We start from the raw sequence: 20857 nt of genomic DNA on the forward strand, positions 1-20857 counted from the left end.
TCTTGCTGTCGAGTATTGACTGCGGAATATCAACACTTGATTCACCTCCTTATGGGTAACGCCGTTTAGCAAGAACTTACCCATTAAAGCGAACTGAATAGGGGCAAACGATGACATTAACTTGGATAGATTCGTTAGATATTGCGTTGGAATTACTCGAAGCACACCCAGAAGTGAATCCCACCCAGCTGCATTTCACCCAATTGTATGAGTGGGTGTTAGCCTTGGATGATTTTGCCGATGATCCTAAGCACTGTAATGAAAAAATACTGGAAGCGATCCAGCAGTGTTGGATTGAGGAAAAGTAGTGAGCACAGTGGCGATACGGTTTTTTATGTGAGGCATCTTGTCCTTTTGACGTTTAACTAAGGTGATTTACCTCACGTATTTGCAGTGGCGCAGAGAATATTTGGCGAGAGTTTGATCACAGTCAAGTTCATTTTAAGCGGATATCGTACCTTGCTGTATATTGGTTAAGGCATTTAAATGGCTTAACTTTGTTATCGCAACTGCAAGGATGTTCACATGAAACTTTTGCTTGTATTGTTATGTATGCTTGTCCCTTCAATGGCTTGGGCTCATCCAGGACATGGCGGTGTCGGTTTATTCCATCACTTGTTAGATCTTGCTCCCGCAATCATTTTAGTCGCTTTGATTGCTTGGGCAGGTATTTGGGCTAAAAATAGAAAATAATCCCATTTTTTAATGAGTTAATGAACCCTGCTGATGATTTATCTTCCTAGCGGGGTCTTTTGCGTGATCAAGCTGATTACGAATAAAGCGAATGTGCGCAATATCTCAGACTTATTTGCTATAAAGATAGGATTTAGCTTTTAAATTTCGTATAATCCGCGCGAATTTTTTAAACTTGCTGACAAAGGAAGCTAGTTATGGCGATCGAACGCACATTTTCTATTATCAAGCCTGATGCTGTTGCAAAAAACCACATCGGTGCTATCTACAATCGTTTTGAAACTGCTGGTCTTAAGATCGTTGCATCAAAAATGTTACACCTGACCAAAGAACAAGCTGAAGGTTTCTATGCTGAGCATAGCGAGCGCGGCTTCTTCGGTGCTCTGGTTGCATTCATGACTTCTGGTCCTATCATGGTCCAAGTATTAGAAGGCGAAAACGCTGTTTTAGCTCACCGTGAAATTTTAGGTGCAACTAACCCAGCTCAAGCGGCTCCTGGTACTATCCGTGCTGATTTCGCAGAAAGCATTGACGAAAACGCGGCTCACGGCTCTGATGCTGTTGAATCTGCAGCTCGTGAAATTGCTTACTTCTTCAGCGCTGAAGAACTGTGTCCACGCACTCGTTAATTCGATGCTAAGACTGAAAAAGGAGCCTAGGCTCCTTTTTTATTGGCTGCAATTTAGTGAATATAGATTGCCATTGCTTAATGACGATAGTGCCTCTATTTCAATCCCGTCTCGACTCACCCTTTTTAAGCTGATTTAGTGTTTGTTTTTATTGGTCTTTTAAAGTTCTGCACATTTTTTTAATTTTCTTGCTTGAAATTTTCTCTCTCGTCCTTATATCTATTTCAGGATCGCTCGATGAGGATCCTAGTGTGAATTCTGTGCCGTAAGGACAGAAGATTTAATCTGGCAGACTCTACAAGCGTTTTCATCGTGAAAACCGTCCGCCAATTCTCCATATTGCTTAAGACAAGGATATGAATATGCGTACTTATGATTTAACACCACTTTACCGCAGTGCCATTGGTTTTGACCGTTTAGCGCAATTGGCAGAACATGCCGCCGCCAATAATGGCAACTCAGGTTATCCTCCATACAACATCGAATTACTCGGCGAAAATCGTTATCGCATAACGATGGCCGTAGCCGGATTCTCAATGGACGAACTTGAGATCAGCAGTGAAGGTGAAAAATTACTGGTGAAAGGCAATAAAGCCGAAAGCCAAACCGAGCGTAAATACCTGTATCAAGGCATAGCTGAACGCGGTTTTGAGCGTACTTTCCAGCTGGCAGACTATGTCACTGTGCTCGGTGCAAGTTTAGAAAATGGTTTACTCAATATTGATTTAGTGCGTGAAATTCCTGAAGCATTGAAACCACGCAAAATTGAGATCACCTCATCGCGCTTATTAGACAGTCAGTCATAATTGACCCTGTGATAATCGCCTAAAAACAAGGGGAGCATAATGCTCCCCTTGATGTTTTTGTGCTTATGCGAAAATGTCCGCGAGATTTATGTGTGAGCGTTAGGCTTTCATGGCTTTTTCACCGCGAGCCAAACCGACTACGCCTGAGCGAGAGACTTCGACCAATTTGGTCACTTCACCTAGCGCATGGATAAATGCATCGAGTTTTTCTGATGTTCCCACCATTTGGATGGTGTATAAATTGGCGGTGACATCGACAATCTGACCGCGGAAAATATCCGCCATACGTTTCACTTCTTCCCTAAACTCGCCTTGGGCGCGGACCTTAACAAGGGCAAGTTCGCGTTCAATATAAGCAGACTCAGTAATATTCGATACTTTTAACACATCGATTAACTTATGCAGCTGCTTCTCTATCTGCTCCAACACCATTTCATCGGCAACGACAGTGATGTTAAGTCGCGACAGGGTGATATCGTCCGTTGGCGCCACCGTTAAACTTTCAATGTTATAACCGCGCTGTGAAAACAAACCGACCACACGAGACAGGGCGCCGGATTGGTTTTCTAATAATACAGATATAATTCGACGCATTAGCATTTCTCCGTCTTAGTCAGCCACATTTCATTCATCGCACCACCGCGGATCAACATGGGGTAAACGTGCTCAGTTTCGTCCACCATGATGTCGATAAAGACCAATCTATCTTTCATCGCCAGCGCTTCAGCCATTTTTGACTCAAGCTCGGCAGGATCGCTTATCGTCATGCCAACATGGCCATAGGCCTCAGCAATTTTGGCAAAATTTGGCACTGAATCCATATAGGAATGTGAGTGACGGCCGGAGTAAATCATGTCCTGCCATTGTTTTACCATGCCAAGGAAACGATTGTTTAAGTTGATGATTTTTACTGGCGTATCATATTGCAGTGCGGTCGAAAGCTCTTGAATGTTCATCTGGATAGAACCATCACCCGTGACGCACACAACGGTGGCATCCGGCATCGCCATTTTAACCCCCATTGCGGCGGGCAGGCCAAACCCCATAGTCCCTAAGCCACCTGAGTTGATCCAGCGGCGCGGTTTATCGAACGGATAGTACAAGGCGGCAAACATTTGGTGCTGGCCCACATCAGAGGCAACATATGCATCGCCATTAGTCAGTTTATACAAGGTTTCAATCACTTGCTGTGGCTTGATGCGGCCGCTGCTTTTGTCATAGGCCAGACAATCGCGGCTGCGCCATTGTTCAATATCATTCCACCAAGTGGCGATGGCATCGCTGTCGTTGTGTTCGTTAGACTCATCCAACAGTGCCAACATACTGTCTAAAATACTGTCGGCGGAACCCACGATAGGGATATCGACTCGCACGGTTTTAGAGATGGAAGATGGGTCGATATCTATGTGCAAAATGGTCGCGTTCGGGCAGTATTTTTCCACATTATTGGTGGTTCTATCGTCGAAGCGCACACCAATACCGAAGATTAAATCGCAGTTATGCATCGTCATGTTAGCTTCGTAGCGACCGTGCATCCCTAGCATACCTAAACTGTTTTTGTGAGTGCTTGGAAAGGCACCAAGACCCATCAAGGTGCTGACGACGGGAATGTTTAATCTTTCAGCCAATTGCAGAATTTGCTTATCACAACCTGAGATTATCGCGCCGCCACCCACATAAAGTACCGGTTTTTTTGCGGCTAACAGAGCTTGAATACCACGGCGGATCTGACCCTTATGGCCTGAAGTCGTCGGATTGTATGAGCGCATTTTGACGCTTTCTGGGTAACAATATTCGTGCAGCAAGGCGGGGTTTAAACAATCTTTGGGTAGATCGACAACCACAGGGCCAGGGCGGCCAGTAGAGGCAATGTAAAAAGCCTTTTTAATAATTTCAGGAATTTCAGTCGGATCTTTGACTAAAAAGCTGTGCTTCACCACAGGGCGTGAGATACCGATCATGTCGCATTCTTGGAAGGCATCGTTACCGATAAGATTACTCGGCACTTGGCCCGATAACACCACTAGCGGAATAGAGTCCATGTAAGCGGTGGCAATACCGGTAATGGCGTTGGTGGCACCGGGCCCTGAGGTGACTAATACCACGCCCACTTTACCCGTGGCACGGGCATAGCCATCAGCCATGTGTACGGCGGCTTGTTCGTGACGAACGAGTATGTGTTCAATACCAGGGATAAGGTGCAGTGCGTCGTAGATATCTAAAACTGAACCGCCAGGATAACCAAAAACGTGATTTACGCCTTCATCAATTAAAGAACGCACTATCATGCTGGCGCCGGATAACATCTCCATGTGAAACTCCTATTGCATAGTACCGTTACGGTAAACAGTATCTTGTTACAGCGACGGTAATCGCTCTAAAAATTAAGCCTGAAGGGTAATTCAGACTCCGAAATGCTGAACTGACTTCGTCGAAGACAAGTGACTCATCCCTTAGGATGCAGCAACTGTTGCAATGAACAGAATTTCATCATATTCAAAAAAAACAACATTTCAAGCCTTTTATGTAAAAAATAACCAACTTGAAACAATTTCACGTTTGAATGGCTGGATAACTTGCTGGAATTGCCAAGTAATCTAGGCTGATTTATGGGCTTATCTTATATTTTTCAGATTGTTAGATGCTTAATAAGCAAAAAACGGCACTAACTAAGAGTGCCGTTTTGGTGTGGGACGTTAGATAAGCAGAGACTTAACTGTTGCGATTAAATATTACCTATTTGCTACATTCGAGTATGCCAATGCGCTGTTTTCACGCGATCAAACATGTGTTGCCGATGTGGTATTGGTAGCCATGGCTCTTAGAAATAGACCCTTAAAAATAGATCTCTAAAAAGAGCGCCTTAAACCGTCGGTTGGATTTGATGCTTAGGACGGTTGAATTGGCAAATACCGACTAACACAACAGAGCCTAACATGAGCGCAGAGAAGGGCACGGCTGTGCCATCGTAAAACACCGCCAATAATGGCCCCGCCAATGCGCCGCAGCCAAACCTTAAGGTGCCAATAACCGCAGTCGCGGTTCCTGTTTCTTGCTTGAACTTCATCAGTACTATCGCATCGGCATTGACTGACATCACCCCTAGGCTGCCCATCAAAGGAATAAGCATAAGAACGGTAAAGTGATAGCTCATCTCCAGCAGGTTGACGGTTAATAAACCGGCCCCAGCAATTGCCCCGAAAAAGGTCGACACATGCAACATACGCAGCGAACCATAACGGCCCACGATGCGCGTATTAATGATATTGGCCAGCATCAAGGCGCCGACGTTCGTGCTAAACAAAATAGCAAAATAGGATTTATCTAAGGCAAAGACTTCCATATAAACGAAGGGCGATGCGGTGAGATAACAGAAAAATGAAAAAGACGTTAACACGCCACTGGCAATATTTAACTTAACACCAGGGCGAGAAAATACAGTCGCATAGGCACCAAGAAACGATTTTTGGCTGCGGGTATCCATATCTTTATCACTGGGCATTTTTAGCGCAAACAGCACCAGTAATAACAGGGTCGCGGCATAGGCGGATTGAATGAAGAAGATCAAATGCCAATCGCCGAGTTCGAGGATGACGCTACCAATGCTAGGTGCCAGTAATGGCGCTAACATCATGATTAAACTCACGTATGACATACCCTTAGCGGTATTGTCGCCATAGACTTCTTTGATGTATCCCGGCACCACCACAGTCGCTGCTGCGCCGATAAAGGCCTGCAAAAAACGTAGTCCTAGAAAGACTTCGACTTGACTGGCAAACCCAATCAGTAAGCTGGTCAGCATGAAGCCACTCAATCCCATTACCACCATAGGGCGACGGCCAATCCGGTCGGCTAGGGGGCCAAAGCACAACATGCCCAGTGCGTAACCCGCTAAGTAGATACTCAGGGACTGTTGCACTGTCGTTACATCGGTATGAAAACTGAGGGCCAATGTCGACATCGCAGGTAAGTACATGTCGATGGCCAATGGCGTGATCGCGACAATCGCCGCAAGCATGGGAATAAGCAGCGCTAAATTGGGTATACGTCTGCCGTTATGGGCAGAAGGTTGTGATTGTGGGTCCACTGTTACCTCGGGTGGCGAAAGAATTGAAAGCGTATTTCACAGGTTTATGCGGTGTGGTTTAAATTGTACTAGGACAATTCACGATTAATCCGCCATTTTTAAGCCAGTTCCTGCGCTACCAGTTTCTACACTAAGAGCGAGAGCATATGATCAAGATCATTGGCGGGGTTTAGGCAAAAGTGAATTGCGTTATTGTCTATTTGCACAGTTCAGACAGCAAGCAATAGCATAGTAAAGTGCTAGGACAAATAAACCAATCTTTGCGCTGATTTCTTTACTGTATTTTACCGATTAAATTGTAACTAAGTGGTAAGTTTGATTATCGAGGCATCACTTTAGTGGATTGAGCCGTTATCTTCACAAGATTCTTCATTTAAATCTTTCTTATCAAATCGTAGCCCTTTGTAACTCTGTTCTTTACACCTTAGTCCTTCACATCCTTATGGTTCAAACTGACTCATTCTAAAGTGCGAGCTGTCATCTGAGTGTCACGGCTTTGTCATCCCAGCGTCTTTTATGCTGACTAGTTTAGTGGGCTTTAGCTTCACCCTACTAAAAATAAAATATTCAGGAATGACACGATGAAAACACAACGACTCCCGCTAGCCGCTGCCATTATGGCGAGCTTATTACTCGGAGCCTGCAGCGGTGATGATGGCGCAGCAGGTGATAAAGGCGACAAGGGCTTAAATTCACTGGTTAACGTGACGGCATTGAATATCGGTGATGCCAATTGTCCCGCCGGTGGTCAGCGAATCGATACCGGATTAGATGCTAACAATAATGGACAATTAGATGACAGCGAAATTGCCGCAGCGCAAACCCAATATGTTTGCCAGCCACAAACTGCAGGCTTAAAAGCTGAGTTAATTGGTCGTCATCAGACTGGCGTTTATGGCTTAAGTGCCGCTGAAATCGTTGAATATCACAGTGCATCTAACCGTATTTTTGTGGTCAATGCCATTAGTGGCAAAGTGGACATTATTGATGGCAGTTTATTAGCAACGGCATCCAATGCCGCTGATCCGTTAGCATTGAATAATCTGGAAAAATTTGGCGAACTTGATGTGGCTAAAGATGTTGGCCAAACCTTTATGGGTAGCGTTAACAGTGTGAGCATTTCAGGTAACTTGTTAGCCGCTGCGATTGAACGTGGCGATGTTGCCGGCAATAAAACCCAAGCCAATGGTTTTGTCGCTTTTTATCAGCTTAACGGCACAGATGCACCGCAGTTTATCAGCGCGGTAGAAGTCGGCGCTTTACCCGATAACCTGGCATTTACCCACGATGGTAAAAACTTATTAGTAGCCAATGAAGGCGAGCCAAATCCAGCCTATACCTTAGATCCTGAAGGCAGTGTGGCGCTGATTGCAATTACTGACGGTAAGCCTGCAGCCACTGCGACTATTATCGGTTTTAGTGAATTTAATCAGGGCGATGCACGAGCCAGTGAGATCACGCCAGACATTAAAATCAATGGCCCAATGGCGAGTGTGGCGCAGGATTTAGAACCTGAATATATCGCCATTAGCCAAAATAACAGCCGTGCGTTTGTCAGTTTGCAAGAGAACAATGCCATTGCCGTAATTGATATCGCCAATGCCAAAGTTACCAAGATTTTACCACTAGGCCTTAAGGATTACGGACTTGAAGTGAATAAAATTGATGCCAGTGACAAAGACAATCTTGTCAACCTGCAAAGCTACACAGGCGTCTATGGTATGTATCAACCCGATACTGTCGCGACCTACCGTTGGAACAATACCGACTTTATCGTTACGGCCAATGAAGGTGACTCCCGTGATTATGCAGGTTTTTCTGAAGAAGCCCGCGCAGGGGATTTAGTGCTCGACCCAAATCACCCACAATTTGCCGCCGCAAAAGATAAAACGCAGTTAGCACGCCTTAAAGTAACTACTAGCATGGGGGATGACGATAAGGACGGCGATTACGACAAGATAGTCAGCTTCGGTGCTCGCTCATTCTCGATTTGGAGCGCAGACGGTCAGCAAGTCTTTGACAGTGGAAGTGATTTCGAACGTATTACCGCAGCACTCTTAGGCAGTAACTTCAACAATAATAATGAAGAAAATAAAGGTGATAGCCGCAGCGATGACAAAGGACCAGAGCCAGAAGCCTTAGCCCTAGGGCAAATTGGGCAACGACTATATGCCTTTGTTGGTTTGGAACGCACTTCAGGCTTTATGATCTATGACGTGACTAATCCTTTCGATGTGCATTTTATCGACTATGTTGTGAATCGTGATTTTGAGGCCGACTTTGTTATCGATACCGATACGGGTGAAGTCAAAGGGGATGCAACATTGGCGGGTGATTTAGGGCCAGAAGGGATGAAGTTTGTCAGTGCCGATAAAAGCCCTAACGGTAATCCTTTGTTAATCATAGGCAATGAAGTCAGCGGCACGACGAGTGTTTACCAACTAAAGATTAAATAATGGTGCGCTAGTAGTTTATAACTAATTACGTGTTCATCAAGCTCGTCAGTTACCTCATCGCCAGTAGCATATGGCTACTGGCGCTTTTTTATGCTATCTAATTTTATAAATTAGCCATTTAGTGTGAATTAACTTCATCTTAAATAGTAGGTAAAAAAGCGCTAAATTTTAGGGATTTTAAGCGTGATTACACTACCGAATAAGCATTTTGTACGAGGAAGAGAATAGTCGCCTCGATACACTCAATCGCATGTTGAAATTGACTGTCGTTTTCGGCGCCGCCAAGGCTTAAGCGAATAAAATTGTCATGGCAATTAAAGTCATCTCCGTTACGGATCAAAATGCCTTTAGCGGCCAGTGCAGTGACAAGGTGATGGGCCTTGATATCTTCTGGCAGTTGCAGCCAACCGTTCAGTCCTCGCCAAGTTTGGTTTAATCCCAATCGTTCGCCCATAGCGATACCGAGACGTTGGCGTTGGCGCACTATGGCGTCGCGATCGGCAGTGATTTGGCCTTTCTTAATCAACTGACAGGCGATTTCAATATTCAGCGGCGATACCATCCAGCATTGGCTATGAATCGCGAGTCGTACTTGGGCGATAAGTGGTTCAGGCACCAGAATAAAACCTTGCCTTAGGCCGCCAGAAAACAATTTGGACAGGCTGGAAATATAAATCACCCGTGGGATAGCCAGCTGCTTGGCTAGTTGCCACAGGGGCGAATGCCACTCTTCAGGTAAACAATAATTCACATCATCTTCAATAAGATAAAACTGATACTGCTCGGCCAATTCAAGAAGTTTTTGCCGCTGTGATTCACTGTACTGAATACAGGTAGGGTTTTGATTATTCAGGGTTAGATAGACTAACTTGGGATGATGGATTTGCACTAACGCCTCAAAACGGGCGAGATCCACGCCATCATGGGTGAGGGGGACTCCAATGCTGGTCACGCCAAGCTGCTTAGCGCAAATTCTCACGCCTGGATAACTGTATTGCTCGTGCAGCAGCACATCACCTGTCGATAAAAATGTACTCAAACAGGCAAAAATCGCTTGCTGACCGCCGTGGGTAAAGATCAGTTGCTCAGGCGTTTGTTGTATGCCGCGTTGGTTAAGCCATTGGTGAAACACTTGTTGGTGTTGATCTAATGGACTGGCGCGATAACCCAGTAACTGACTGAGCTTTGTCGGGTCTTTTGCTAATTGGCTGAGGCAATCACTGAGAGTGCTGATTTGATCTGTGAGTGGCTGCTGGCAGGTCGCCATATTCAATTGTACGTTAGCTATATCAGCTACTGGTGAGGCGTTGACATAGGTGCCATCACCCACGCGTGCTTCAACATAACCCCTTTGCTCTGCCAATGCATAGGCACGGGTTACTGTGCCAATAGTGATACCTAAGGCATCGGCTAGGCGGCGCTGCGGTGGCAGTTTACTGCCTTGGGTCAACACCTTCTGCAAAATGCCTTGTTCTATCGCACTGACTAAGCGCTGATATTTAGGGCCTGAAAAAGCGTTTAGGTCTGGCGTCCAGATTGTACCCATGACAATAAATCCATTGATCTCAAATATTCTCCGTATATTATTTATCGCATCTATTTATGTCAATAAATGTATGCATACAATTTAAGGTGAATATGAATACTGCACTACTCTATGATCCACAATTATGGACCTTGATGGCTTCTGCCGCGTTGTTTTGTGCAACCATGACCATGACGCCCGGACCGAACAATATCCTCTTAGCGAGCTCTGGTGCACATTTTGGTGTGCTGCGTACCGTGCCGCATATTGCAGGGATCCGCTTGGGTTCGACCTCTTTACACCTTGCGGTATTATTCGGGCTTGGCACCTTGTTCGAAGCACTGCCAGTATTGCACCAAGTCTTAAAATATTTCGCTTTAGCGTATTTGCTGTATCTGGCGTACAAATTAGTGACATCGCCAGTACAGAGCACGCATTTAGATGACGGCCGAAAACCTATGACCCTGATTGAGGCCGCCTTATTTCAATGGATTAATCCTAAGTCGTGGATGTCGACCATCACTCTGTGCAGCGCTTTCACTCTCGGCGGTGATGGCTTTTGGCTCAGTGCCTTTCTTGGGGTATTAACCTTTAACTTAGTAGGATTTCCGGCTTCATTTACTTGGGTGTTTGTTGGTGCGGCGATCAGTAAGAAACTCAATACGGATAGACGTAAGCGTCATTTTAATTGGTTTATGGGCAGTTTACTTTTAGTGTCACTGCCGATGATATTGCGCTAACTTAGTGTGCAATCAGCGCCTAACTCCATAAATATTCTGAGGAAAATAATCGCGTAATGATTGGCTTTATGCCATAACCAACATACTATTGCTGGCTGTTAGGTCATGACCTTTTCGCTGAATATTTTCAGTCTCGGTTATACTGGTTAGTGCTTATCTTGATAGTGTGTATATGGAGGTTGCCGAGTGAAGTTCCCTAGTTTGATTTCGTTTATGCCGGGATTGGCGCAATTATTACAATATGAAAAGCAATGGCTTAGGGATGATGTACGTGCTGGCTTGTCCGTTGCCGCCGTGGCATTACCCGTCGCCATTGCCTATGCCCAGCTGACAGGCGTCAATGCTGCTGTAGGTTTGTACTCCTGCGTATTGCCAATGCTGATATACGCGCTATTTGGTACTTCAAAGCAATTAATTGTTGGCCCTGATGCGGCGACCTGCGCCGTAATCGCCGCCGTTGTCACGCCACTCGCTGCGGGTGATAGCATGAAGCACTGGCAGTTAGTCATGACGATGACAGCCATGACAGGCTTTTGGTGCCTGATTGCGAGCCGCTTTAAGCTGGGTGTGCTCGCTGACTTTCTGTCAAAGCCGATTTTAATGGGATTGCTGAACGGGGTCGCGATCACCATTATCGTCGGACAATTTTCGAAGATTTTTGGTTTTACCTTCGACGAGCGCTATTTAATCGAACGTCTCAGTGGCGCCCCTTCTTATTTATCAAGAACCCATTGGCCGACCTTGGCGATGGGGATTGTGACGCTCGCGACCTATGCCTTAGTGAAGCGGTTTCGTCCCCAATGGCCCGCATCTATGTGCGCAATGGCAATGGCGGCGTTCCTCGTTTGGGTATTTAACCTGACGAGCTTTGACATTAGTGTTGTCGGAGAAGTGACCTCAGGCTTACCTTCATTTCAAGCACCGGCTTTTGATTTGGGGATTGCCCGTGAGTTGGTGGTGCCCGCGCTCAACTTAGCCATGGTGAGCTTTGTGAGCATGATGCTGACGGCCCGAAGTTTTGCGGCAAAAAATGGTTACGATATAGATGCAGATAAAGAATTCAGGGCATTAGGTTTAGCCAATATTGCATCCGCCATCTCCCAAGGGTTTGCGGTGAGCGGCGCCGATTCCCGCACTGCGGTGAACGATGCCAATGGCGGCAAGAGCCAGTTAGTGTCCATCATAGCGGCAGTGTTGATTGGCGTTGTCGCGCTGTTTTTTACTGCACCATTGAAGTACATCCCTAGTGCAGCTTTAGGCGTGGTATTGGTGATTGCCTCTATTTCGCTTATCGACCTTAAGTCGCTGTGGAATCTGCGTGTGCTCGATAAGTCAGCGTTCTTGCTTGCGTGTATCACTTTATTTTCCGTGCTATTTATTGGGGTGATTCCTGGGATCACTTTGGCCGTGTTATTGGGATTATTCCAGTTCCTCGCTACGGTAATGCGCCCAACGGATCAAGTGCTTGGCTTAGATCATAAGGGTGTTATCCGTAGCGTCGATGATTCGGGTAAAGCTAAATCTGTGCCTGGCGTATTTATGTATCGCTTTAATTCGCCGTTAACTTACTTTAATGCGACGTATTTTAAACGCCGTTTACTGGAAAAGTTTATTCGGGAATCTGAGCCAGTCGATTGCATCATTATTGATGCCGTGCCTTGTTTTACCCATTTAGATTTAAGCGTGATGGCTATGTTGGCTGATTTACATCAATTGCTTAAAAAGCGTGGAGTACGTTTAGTGCTTGCGGGGCGTAAACGACAGATGCTGAGTTGGTTCGAGCAAGCGGGTATGCAGACAGGGGAAGGTGGGATTTTGATCCGGCCAGATTTGTATCTCGCCCTTAAAATGAATCAAAGCTATAAACAAGCCTTGGCTGAAGGGCAGGCGCCCGTGATCCAAAAAGTCCCTGATGACTCGGTATTGTTGCATAGCCATTTATAGCGAATGGTTTGAATTTAAAGATTAAGTCAAAGTGGATTCATTCAAATAGCGCAGCCTAAGGTTGCGCTATTTTTTATGGATTTTAGTCATGTAAGTCTATGTTTAAAGGCTTATTTATGTGCTTTTATTGGTATGGAAAAGCCTTTAATTGTGCAGGTCAATGATGTCGTGGCAAGTGTTGTCGCCCAATCTGATTGCGTTTGACGGTTTAGTCTTTGAGAATTCTATCGAGGGGAATAAAACCGTGATAACCGTAATATCCCATAGGGCCGAGGATCAGACTAAGTAGACACCATACCCATTTTTTGTTGGTGCTGAGATCCACTTTACTCTTGAAGGCCCTAAGGGCGAAAAGACAATGCAGTAGCATCAGGCCCCCAAGCATAAAAATGATATTGATATCCATATGTTCCAACTGCCTTATCCTTGTGTTCTATCATTCACGCCTTTGAAAGACGTTAAGCGCGGTTACATTTATCTTTAGAAGCTTGCCTTGTGACGGTAGCTAAATTAGCGACCTCACTCACTGGCAAATACCTTACTCGAATATTTTACCGATGGCTATAACATAAAATAAAAATAATCTTTAAATCTTATTGGCTTACCTGTCTCCTAACAAGCAAGTTGGGGAATGGCTAGCGTCCCAGATCACATATTTTTCCATCGCATGAATAAATATTTCACTCGAAATGAGCTGTTCTAGCCAAGCGGCGACTCGCGGAAAATCAACACTCAGCGGATGTTTAAGATCCACTGCGGCAAATTGGCGTATAAAAGGCACGATGGCGTAGTCGGCAAGGCGAGGTGTATCGGCGACTAAAAAGCTGTGTTGTCCTAAGCATGTTTCAAGTTGCAGGAGGAAATGACTCGCTTGCTGATAATAATAAGCTTGCGTTTGCTCAGGGTAGCGGTCGGCATATTTATAGCGGTCGAGCCATGGCTTAAATTGCTGATCATTTTGCGCGATAAGCTGTGCCATTTTATCTTTAATTACAGGCTTTTGCTGACATAGCAGATCTAAGGGATCCGTTCGCGTGAGTGCCCAACGCATGATCTCAAGACTTTCGGCAATCACTTCGCCATTGGCTAGCACTAATACCGGCACTGTTCCTTTGGGTGAAGCGGCAAGCATCTGCGCTGGTTTAGCTTTAAGGATGATTTCGCGGACTTCAACATTGCATTGGGCGAGTAAGAGTCCCAAACGCGCTCGCATGGCATAGGGGCAACGACGAAAAGTGTATAAGATGGCTAGAGTCATTCGGATTTCCTCTACTGTGCGGCGCCATGCGTGGAAGTTGATGCGACAAGCCGATGTCAGCGTGTTTATGCATGCTTATTGACGACGCGAGTATGCCAGTATGAATGTTATGTACCAATAGGAGAATACTGCGTAGACCTAATGCAGCGTACATGCGTACAAAGGGCGCTGATGGTAACGCTTTCATCTTGATATTTCTGCTTAATTCGCCAGCTAAAAAAGATTTATCTGACTTCTGTGCGTAAAAAATTAAAGACCCTGTATTTTATCTGTGTTTATCTTGCTGTGACTCAGGTAGAATTCCGCGCTATTTTGGGATCTGTAGCCAGTCTACAGATGATTAATGTGTTTATGCACTGGAAATTAAGTTCCAGCCAGCAAAGAGGGTGTTATGGCTAAAGTTGTCGTGTGTGCGTTATATAAATTTGTGTCTTTACCGCATTTTGAATCTATCCGAGCGCCATTGCTCGCTATGATGGAACAGGCCGAGATCAAAGGCACTCTGCTCCTCGCAAGCGAAGGAATTAATGGCACAGTTGCCGGCACCCAAGAAGCAATTGAAGCATTATTGGTTTGGCTTAACGGCCAAAATGGCCTAGACAATATCGTGCACAAATTGTCATTCGACGATGAAATGCCGTTCTACCGCACTAAAGTCAAACTGAAAAACGAAATCGTGACTATGGGCGTTGAAGGTATTGATCCACTTAAAGTGGTTGGCACCTATGTGAAGCCTCAAGATTGGAATGCGCTGATTTCTGATCCGGATGTGATTTTAGTCGACACCCGTAACGATTATGAAGTGCAAATCGGCACTTTCAAAAATGCCATTAATCCTGTGACTGAAACCTTCAGAGAATTCCCGGAATATGTGAAGCAAAATCTTGATCCTGCTAAACATAAGAAGGTCGCCATGTTCTGTACTGGCGGTATTCGCTGTGAAAAATCAACCGCGTATTTAAAAGAGCAAGGCTTCGACGAGGTGTATCATCTTGAAGGCGGTATTCTTAAATATCTCGAAGAAGTCAAAGCGGAAGAAAGCCTGTGGGAAGGCGAGTGCTTTGTATTTGATAACCGCGTTGCGGTAAATCATGACTTGAAGAAAGGCCAATACGATCAATGTAATGCTTGCCGTATGCCAATCACTGAAGCTGAAAAACAGAGCCCTGCCTATGTGCAAGGTGTCAGTTGCCCACATTGTATCGATAAAATTTCTGACGAGCAGCGTAAACGTTTTGTTGAGCGTGAGCGTCAAGTCAATCTGGCAAAAGCCCGTAACGAAGCGCATATCGGTAGCGATGTGAATCAAGTGATTGAAGCGCGCCGTGAGAAAAAAGAAGCGCAGCGTCGACTCGCCGCCGAGAAAAATAATGCGAAAAAATCGCAAGTGCTTTAACTTTATATTTTATTGGATTAGCAGCAAGTTAGTCATGAGTTTGCACTGAGCTTGTTTGTCACTCAGCTAGCTCCTACATTGCTTTCACTGTAAATATGGTTTGCACTATGGCCCGACTCGTTCGGGCCATTTTTTTATGCCGGAAATCTTAAATTTATGATAACTTTCAGTCGCTAGTATTAAGACATGCGAGTATTACTCGTATTAAAAAATAAGGTCGAGTGCCATCAAACGAAAGGAAGCAATTCAGTGCAAGGTAGGCAAAGCGCATGAGCATTTGGAAAGAGCTATACGATATTTTCGATAAGGAACGCAGTCGCTGGCAGCAATCGAGCGCCAGTAAGCAGGCGATTGCCTTTGAGTTAAAAGCCAACTTGGGTTTTCTGGCCGATGCCTTAAGCAGCGGTTTATCGCAAAGAACGATCGCTAGCGGTTTAGAATGCAGTATTTTTGAGGTAAAACTGAAAGAGGGCGCTGCCCTTACTGCGTTAAATCGCCGTAAAGTGACCCTGAAGTTTATTGGCGAATTTGCCGAGTTTGCTAAGTATGTCGGTAAAGAGAACGACGCTTTAGTCGAGAATGCTTACGCTAGAATTAAATCACTGCAGAAGTTAGTCGCGGCTGAGCCGAATAAAGATCATGATCTTAAGATTAAATCCCTGTTTCGTTTCTTAGTCTTTTTAGTGGCGCACCTTGAGGAGCAGCCATTGAGTCGCACATCAGCGAAAAAAGCTTAAGGTTGATTAATGGCATTGACTAGCTTGTTATTTGAGAGACAAAAAAGGCGCCTGTGGCGCCTTTTCTATGCTTGCGAGCATTGCTCAGCTTTTTAGCGCAGTCTTTAAGGGGCGTGTTTACGAGTCATATTTCAACACACTCTTTAAAGGCCGCTATTGAGTTTAACGCTTAGGTGGCTCATCAGCTTTATTGGCTTCTGAGTCCGTAGTACAGGGCTTATTTGAAGCCGTTTCTGCGTCATTCTCAGCTGTCGAAGGCTTTATCTGCTTATCTTTACTATGTTGGCCGAACTGCGGCAGTTTGAACTTAGCACTGTACTTCAGCGCAGCAAGATTGCTGGCGATAACACCGACGATCAAAATAATAATGATCCAGACTTCTAAGGTCGACATACTCAGCTCCTGTTTCGAATTGACTCGCGCACACCTAACGGGCGATTAATCAACCGCTAAACGTTGCTCACATTTACGAATGTCTTCTGGCGTATCAACTTCAATAGAATCAAAGGCGCTAATGGCGATTTTGATTTTATGGCCGTACTCTAATGCACGCAATTGCTCGAGTTTTTCCAGATCTTCTAGACGACCTAATGGCAGGGCGGCGAAGGCCTGAACGAATTTGCGGGTATAAGCATACACACCTAAGTGCTTGTAAACGGGGTAATCTTGGGTGTCGCGGCCAAAAGGAATACGCGAACGAGAGAAATACAAGGCATAGTTGTTGTTATCGAACACCATCTTCACATGCATAGGATCGTCAAGCTCGGCTTTATTGACGATTTGAAAGCCTAAGGTGGCCATTTCAAACTCACCTGGGTGACGCTCGAAGAGGCTGATGACTTGCTCGATGGATGTTGGGTCAATAAGGGGTTGATCGCCCTGTAGATTGATCACTAAGTCGTCATCTTTCAGTCCCAGTTGGTTTATCGCATCATTGATACGATCTGTACCCGATGCCGCTTCTGGGCTGGTCATGACCACTTTGCCGCCAAAACCTTCAACGGCCGCTTTAATGCGCTCATCATCGGTAGCGACATAAATATTGGTGAGGCCTTTGGCTAACGACGCGCGTTCATACACGTGTTGGATCATTGGCTTGCCGTTAATCGGGGCTAAGGGTTTGCCCGGGAAGCGGCTTGAACCGTAACGAGCCGGGATTAACAGAGTCACATTCATCAAATTATCCTACTTTTATCAAAGATATACAGTGTAGATATACAATGCATATAGACAAAAGGGCTCACAATTGAGCCCTTTTAACATGTGTTAGAGCTTAGATGCGACGGAACAGCGCAGTCAACATTTCATCTGTGACTTTCTCTTCCCAACCCGCGCCGTAAACGTTAGCCCATAGTGGACCCATACTCTTAGTCACGGCAACCATTTTTGCTATGGTTTCGTCTGGCAGATCTTTACAGATGTTCTTCGGCAGTGTGATGTTGTGTTTCTTCATCATCAAACGGAACTCTTCAACACCTTCTGGATAGAATTCTTCTAACACGTCAAAGGCGATACAGTTGCCGATACCGTGGTGGTAACCCAAGATATAAGACAGACCGTAAGAAACCGCGTGACAGGCACCCACTTGGCTGTAAGCGATACTCATACCGCCCATGAAAGACGCCATCATCAGCTTGTCGTCTTTTTCTACGTGGTCGTCTAAGTACACTTGGCGACATAAATCCATGGCTTTTTCAGCGTAGGATTTAGAGAACTCGTTTAAGAAGGTACCTTGTAACGATTCAACACAGTGGATATAGCAATCCATACCTGTGTAGAACCATTGGTCCGTTTCCACGCCTTCGATTAACTCAGAATCCATGATGATTTGATCGAATACTGTGTAATCTGAGTTCAGGCCTAGCTTACGCACTGGACCACATAATACGGCAGTGCGTGACGCTTCTGCACCGGTACCAGAAATCGTTGGGATACCAATGTGGTGTACCGCTGGGTTCTTGATCAAGTCCCAACCTTGGTACATGGCAGAGCCACCTGGGTTTGTCAGCATCAGCGATACCGCTTTAGCCACGTCCATGGTTGAACCGCCACCTAAACCGACGACGCTCACTGGCAGTTTGCTATTGAAAGCTTGAACTTGTTCAGTCAGGGCATCGATTTGAATTGTGCTTGGCTCTTCATCAACGTTAACCCAAATCACCATATCTTGTGCTTTAGCTGGAATGCGGCCCTCAAGGGCTTTGCCTTGATGCACGTCATCGACTAAAAACACCACAAAGTCGTCGGCGGTTTTACGTTCAGCAGCTAACACTTCATCCAATTGGACGAATGAGCCACGGCCGAAGATCATTTTTTCAACTACTTTAAAATTCTTAAAACTCATTGCAACAAACTCCCGTAGAATTATTGGGCAAATGCTTTCTTGATGTTCTCGATACGCTCGACGATCTGAGCATCGGTCCAAGACAACTTGATGAGCATAGAAATGGTGCGGCTCATAATGGCATCGGATTTAGGCACAGAAACTTGAGTATAGTCAGGTCTATCGGCGATTAATGTGATTGGTAACGCAGCAGATGCCTTAAGCTCCTGAATGTGTTTCCAGTTTTTCAAATAATGCCAGTTGTTTACATACCAGTAGAAGCAGCCATCGACGCCGTTTTCAGCCAGTTTTTTGCTCACTTCTTGCGTGCGCGCTTCGGTTGGCAACATAAAGGTTAAGAAGCCCGCAGAGTCGCCTTCTGGATCGGGGATCAGGCGGAAAGTTACTTCAGGGATAGCTGCGGCCATTGCATCTTTAATGGTTTTTTTGTGTTTACGTTGGATATCGATAATGGTATCGAGTTTACGTAATTGCGCTAACCCTAAGGCGGCGTTCATTTCCGAAATACGGAAGTTCAAGCCAATGATAGGGTGTGACTCAGCGCCGCGGTCTTTACCAATGTGGTCATGGCCGTGATCGGAGAACATGTGCGCGTTGTTGTAGATTTCAGTGTTATTGGTAATCACAGCGCCACCTTCACCACAGGTGATGGTTTTGACTGAATCAAATGAGTAACAACCCACATCACCGATAGTACCTAGGGCTTGGCCCTTGTAGCTGCCACCAATGGCTTGGCAAGCATCTTCTAAAATCTTGATGTTATGTTTTGCACAGATGGCTTTAATTTCGTCCATCTTCGCCATAGAACCACACATATGCACTAAGTTGATCGCTTTAGTGCGTGGAGTAATTGCGGCTTCGATACCTTCTGGGGATAAACACAGTGTCTCGTCGATTTCGGCAAAAATCGGAATCGCACCTGCCATAAAAATCGCTTCAACTGAAGCAACAAAGGTAAAAGGTGGCACGATAACTTCGTCGCCAGCACCAATGCCTGCAGCCATCATGGCCGTTTGCAGCGCAGCAGTACCGCTTGATAACAGGTGAGCATGCTTCACGTTCATTTTCTCGCAGAGCAGTTGCTCCATATCGCGAGTCTTCCAGCGATCATTACGCATATGGTCGAAGTTGTAACGGAAGGTAAAACCGTTTTCCATAACGTCAGCGACTTCCTGCTTTTCTTCAGGACCAAATAATTCAAAACCGGGCATGGAAGGTATCTCCTTAGAATATGTGGCGCATAGGTCGCGCTGCAATTAACTGGCGGATTATAACTGGGGTAATAGACCCTTGCGATGTTTTATTGCTGAAAATTGTCATGGAAAAAGAAAAACCTGCACAGGGGCAGGTTTTATCTGAGCATAGATGGCACTCAGCGGGAGCTTAAAAGCACATATTCAGGCTGTTAGCGTGGATTAGCTAAGCCGTGTTCACGGTCGACCGTGACATCTAAATCTGTCAGTAAACCGTTATCAATGCCGTAAATCCAGCCGTGTACTGCCACTTCTTGGCCGCGATCCCAGGCTTCTTGCACTATGGTTGAACTGGTCACATTAGCAACCTGTTCAATCACGTTGAGCTCGCACAGGCGATCAAAACGTTTAGCTTCATCCATCTGTTGTAATTCTTCCTGATAAATACGGTAGATATCACGTAAATGCCCGAGCCAGTTATCGATTAATCCCAAACGTTGCTGACCCATTGCCGCGCGCACACCACCACAGCCGTAGTGACCCACTACCATAATATGCTTCACCTTGAGCACATCAACGGCGTATTGCAACACAGATAAGCAGTTAAGATCGGTATGGATAACCATGTTGGCGATATTACGGTGAACAAAGACTTCACCCGGCATAAGATCAATGATTTGGTTAGAAGGTACGCGACTATCCGAGCAGCCAATCCACAGGTATTCAGGATGTTGTTGTTTCGCTAATTGCTCGAAAAAATCAGGATTTTCTTGGCGTATACGTCCGGCCCAGCGGCGGTTGTTGTCGAATAAAGGTTTGAGTAGTTTCATTTTAACCTATTGTTTTATTGACATATAAAATGTCTTCTCATGCTCTAATTCATGCAAGCAGCACATTTTTAGCAAGAGTATACCAGCAAAATTGGCTCTGCTGGTCTATCCAATTAAGGTTTGAATCGGGATATTGAGCAATCAAGATTATTTTTTATTAATAGTTCTGTAAATGGATAGCTTCCCTCTGGGGATCTAAGCGCCATTTGTTCGCGTGTT

Annotated in this window: 20 protein-coding genes; 9 read left to right on the top strand and 11 right to left on the bottom strand. The window is 45.4% G+C overall.

All coding sequences use genetic code 11. The annotated features are described in order from the left end of the window. Nucleotides 1-110 precede the first annotated feature (110 nt). The 4 genes from iscX (at nt 111) to K5Q99_RS01615 (ending at nt 2128) form a co-directional block, all read left to right on the top strand. On the top strand, nt 111-308 hold the full coding sequence (gene iscX, locus K5Q99_RS01600; RefSeq protein WP_063883516.1) for a Fe-S cluster assembly protein IscX: 198 nt from the start codon (nt 111-113) through the stop codon (nt 306-308). A gap of 217 nt (nt 309-525) precedes the next feature. After that, nucleotides 526-693, top strand: a complete 168-nt coding sequence (locus K5Q99_RS01605) for a hypothetical protein (protein WP_106650660.1) — start codon at nt 526-528, stop codon at nt 691-693. A 197-nt stretch (nt 694-890) separates the two neighbouring features. Continuing rightward, nucleotides 891-1322: a nucleoside-diphosphate kinase gene (gene ndk, locus K5Q99_RS01610; protein ID WP_006081848.1), complete on the top strand. Its 432-nt coding sequence runs from the start codon at nt 891-893 to the stop codon at nt 1320-1322. 362 nt (nt 1323-1684) lie between these two features. Beyond that, nucleotides 1685-2128 carry an Hsp20 family protein gene (locus K5Q99_RS01615; RefSeq protein WP_106650659.1) on the top strand — a complete coding sequence of 148 codons (444 nt, stop codon included), beginning with the start codon at nt 1685-1687 and terminating at the stop codon, nt 2126-2128. Between the two features lie 99 nt (nt 2129-2227). Here the strand turns inward: K5Q99_RS01615 and ilvN are convergent, their stop codons facing one another. The 3 genes from ilvN to K5Q99_RS01630 all read right to left on the bottom strand — a co-directional run bounded on the left by ilvN (nt 2228) and on the right by K5Q99_RS01630 (nt 6215). Further along, nucleotides 2228-2722, bottom strand: coding sequence for an acetolactate synthase small subunit (gene ilvN / locus K5Q99_RS01620; RefSeq protein WP_106650658.1), 495 nt, complete (start codon nt 2720-2722; stop codon nt 2228-2230). Beyond that, nucleotides 2722-4440, bottom strand: coding sequence for an acetolactate synthase 3 large subunit (locus tag K5Q99_RS01625; RefSeq protein ID WP_106650657.1), 1719 nt, complete (start codon nt 4438-4440; stop codon nt 2722-2724). The genes ilvN and K5Q99_RS01625 overlap by 1 nt, the downstream gene beginning before the upstream one ends. A 551-nt stretch (nt 4441-4991) precedes the next feature. Continuing rightward, a complete protein-coding gene (locus tag K5Q99_RS01630; protein ID WP_106650656.1) occupies nt 4992-6215 on the bottom strand; it encodes a multidrug effflux MFS transporter in 1224 nt (407 codons plus the stop codon). Between the two features lie 581 nt (nt 6216-6796). Between K5Q99_RS01630 and K5Q99_RS01635 the strand changes: the two genes are divergently transcribed. Continuing rightward, nucleotides 6797-8671 (top strand): choice-of-anchor I family protein, encoded by a 1875-nt coding sequence (locus K5Q99_RS01635; protein ID WP_220775831.1) that lies wholly within the window; start codon nt 6797-6799, stop codon nt 8669-8671. Between the two features lie 187 nt (nt 8672-8858). Here the strand turns inward: K5Q99_RS01635 and K5Q99_RS01640 are convergent, their stop codons facing one another. Continuing rightward, nucleotides 8859-10217 (bottom strand): aminotransferase-like domain-containing protein, encoded by a 1359-nt coding sequence (locus K5Q99_RS01640; RefSeq protein ID WP_220775832.1) that lies wholly within the window; start codon nt 10215-10217, stop codon nt 8859-8861. Between the two features lie 92 nt (nt 10218-10309). Between K5Q99_RS01640 and K5Q99_RS01645 the strand changes: the two genes are divergently transcribed. Together K5Q99_RS01645 and K5Q99_RS01650 are read left to right on the top strand one after the other, a co-directional pair. Then, nucleotides 10310-10936: a LysE family translocator gene (locus K5Q99_RS01645; RefSeq protein WP_106650653.1), complete on the top strand. Its 627-nt coding sequence runs from the start codon at nt 10310-10312 to the stop codon at nt 10934-10936. 186 nt (nt 10937-11122) lie between these two features. After that, nucleotides 11123-12880, top strand: a complete 1758-nt coding sequence (locus K5Q99_RS01650) for a SulP family inorganic anion transporter (RefSeq protein ID WP_106650652.1) — start codon at nt 11123-11125, stop codon at nt 12878-12880. Between the two features lie 208 nt (nt 12881-13088). Here the strand turns inward: K5Q99_RS01650 and K5Q99_RS01655 are convergent, their stop codons facing one another. Both K5Q99_RS01655 and K5Q99_RS01660 read right to left on the bottom strand, forming a co-directional pair. After that, nucleotides 13089-13286, bottom strand: coding sequence for a hypothetical protein (locus K5Q99_RS01655; protein ID WP_106650651.1), 198 nt, complete (start codon nt 13284-13286; stop codon nt 13089-13091). A 195-nt stretch (nt 13287-13481) separates the two neighbouring features. Beyond that, nucleotides 13482-14138: a glutathione S-transferase gene (locus K5Q99_RS01660; RefSeq protein ID WP_220775833.1), complete on the bottom strand. Its 657-nt coding sequence runs from the start codon at nt 14136-14138 to the stop codon at nt 13482-13484. Nucleotides 14139-14529: 391 nt separating this feature from the next. Here K5Q99_RS01660 and trhO point away from each other — a divergent pair, with 391 nt between their 5' ends. Together trhO and K5Q99_RS01670 are read left to right on the top strand one after the other, a co-directional pair. After that, complete coding sequence (trhO, locus tag K5Q99_RS01665) at nt 14530-15534, top strand: oxygen-dependent tRNA uridine(34) hydroxylase TrhO (protein ID WP_220590365.1); 1005 nt, start codon at nt 14530-14532, stop codon at nt 15532-15534. A gap of 269 nt (nt 15535-15803) precedes the next feature. After that, nucleotides 15804-16271, top strand: a complete 468-nt coding sequence (locus K5Q99_RS01670; protein WP_220775834.1) for a hypothetical protein — start codon at nt 15804-15806, stop codon at nt 16269-16271. Nucleotides 16272-16433: 162 nt separating this feature from the next. On the opposite strand, the gene K5Q99_RS01675 is transcribed toward K5Q99_RS01670, so the two are convergent. The 5 genes from K5Q99_RS01675 to can form a co-directional block, all read right to left on the bottom strand. Continuing rightward, entirely contained in the window at nt 16434-16664 is a 231-nt protein-coding gene (locus K5Q99_RS01675; RefSeq protein ID WP_106650647.1) for a DUF2897 family protein, read from the bottom strand. A 45-nt stretch (nt 16665-16709) separates the two neighbouring features. Then, on the bottom strand, nt 16710-17447 hold the full coding sequence (kdsB, locus tag K5Q99_RS01680) for an 8-amino-3,8-dideoxy-manno-octulosonate cytidylyltransferase KdsB (protein WP_220775835.1): 738 nt from the start codon (nt 17445-17447) through the stop codon (nt 16710-16712). 97 nt (nt 17448-17544) lie between these two features. Beyond that, nucleotides 17545-18615 (bottom strand): 3-deoxy-alpha-D-manno-octulosonate 8-oxidase KdnB, encoded by a 1071-nt coding sequence (gene kdnB, locus K5Q99_RS01685; RefSeq protein ID WP_113939602.1) that lies wholly within the window; start codon nt 18613-18615, stop codon nt 17545-17547. Between the two features lie 20 nt (nt 18616-18635). Then, on the bottom strand, nt 18636-19826 hold the full coding sequence (kdnA, locus tag K5Q99_RS01690; protein WP_220775836.1) for an 8-amino-3,8-dideoxy-alpha-D-manno-octulosonate transaminase KdnA: 1191 nt from the start codon (nt 19824-19826) through the stop codon (nt 18636-18638). A 194-nt stretch (nt 19827-20020) separates the two neighbouring features. After that, on the bottom strand, nt 20021-20638 hold the full coding sequence (gene can / locus K5Q99_RS01695) for a carbonate dehydratase (protein WP_028760064.1): 618 nt from the start codon (nt 20636-20638) through the stop codon (nt 20021-20023). Nucleotides 20639-20857: the final 219 nt, after the last annotated feature.

Origin of the sequence: Shewanella hafniensis, from assembly GCF_019655335.1 — a bacterium.
Taxonomy (GTDB): Bacteria; Pseudomonadota; Gammaproteobacteria; order Enterobacterales; family Shewanellaceae; genus Shewanella; species Shewanella hafniensis.

Bases quoted from the DNA above. Each gene is read 5' to 3' on its own strand.
- iscX (WP_063883516.1), top strand. From the start codon at position 111: ATGACATTAACTTGGATAGATTCGTTAGATATTGCGTTGGAATTACTC.
- K5Q99_RS01605 (WP_106650660.1), top strand. From the start codon at position 526: ATGAAACTTTTGCTTGTATTGTTATGTATGCTTGTCCCTTCAATGGCT.
- ndk (WP_006081848.1), top strand. From the start codon at position 891: ATGGCGATCGAACGCACATTTTCTATTATCAAGCCTGATGCTGTTGCA.
- K5Q99_RS01615 (WP_106650659.1), top strand. From the start codon at position 1,685: ATGCGTACTTATGATTTAACACCACTTTACCGCAGTGCCATTGGTTTT.
- ilvN (WP_106650658.1), bottom strand. From the start codon at position 2,722: ATGCGTCGAATTATATCTGTATTATTAGAAAACCAATCCGGCGCCCTG.
- K5Q99_RS01625 (WP_106650657.1), bottom strand. From the start codon at position 4,440: ATGGAGATGTTATCCGGCGCCAGCATGATAGTGCGTTCTTTAATTGAT.
- K5Q99_RS01635 (WP_220775831.1), top strand. From the start codon at position 6,797: ATGAAAACACAACGACTCCCGCTAGCCGCTGCCATTATGGCGAGCTTA.
- K5Q99_RS01640 (WP_220775832.1), bottom strand. From the start codon at position 10,217: ATGGGTACAATCTGGACGCCAGACCTAAACGCTTTTTCAGGCCCTAAA.
- K5Q99_RS01645 (WP_106650653.1), top strand. From the start codon at position 10,310: ATGAATACTGCACTACTCTATGATCCACAATTATGGACCTTGATGGCT.
- K5Q99_RS01655 (WP_106650651.1), bottom strand. From the start codon at position 13,286: ATGGATATCAATATCATTTTTATGCTTGGGGGCCTGATGCTACTGCAT.
- K5Q99_RS01660 (WP_220775833.1), bottom strand. From the start codon at position 14,138: ATGACTCTAGCCATCTTATACACTTTTCGTCGTTGCCCCTATGCCATG.
- trhO (WP_220590365.1), top strand. From the start codon at position 14,530: ATGGCTAAAGTTGTCGTGTGTGCGTTATATAAATTTGTGTCTTTACCG.
- K5Q99_RS01670 (WP_220775834.1), top strand. From the start codon at position 15,804: ATGAGCATTTGGAAAGAGCTATACGATATTTTCGATAAGGAACGCAGT.
- K5Q99_RS01675 (WP_106650647.1), bottom strand. From the start codon at position 16,664: ATGTCGACCTTAGAAGTCTGGATCATTATTATTTTGATCGTCGGTGTT.
- kdsB (WP_220775835.1), bottom strand. From the start codon at position 17,447: ATGAATGTGACTCTGTTAATCCCGGCTCGTTACGGTTCAAGCCGCTTC.
- kdnB (WP_113939602.1), bottom strand. From the start codon at position 18,615: ATGAGTTTTAAGAATTTTAAAGTAGTTGAAAAAATGATCTTCGGCCGT.
- kdnA (WP_220775836.1), bottom strand. From the start codon at position 19,826: ATGCCCGGTTTTGAATTATTTGGTCCTGAAGAAAAGCAGGAAGTCGCT.
- can (WP_028760064.1), bottom strand. From the start codon at position 20,638: ATGAAACTACTCAAACCTTTATTCGACAACAACCGCCGCTGGGCCGGA.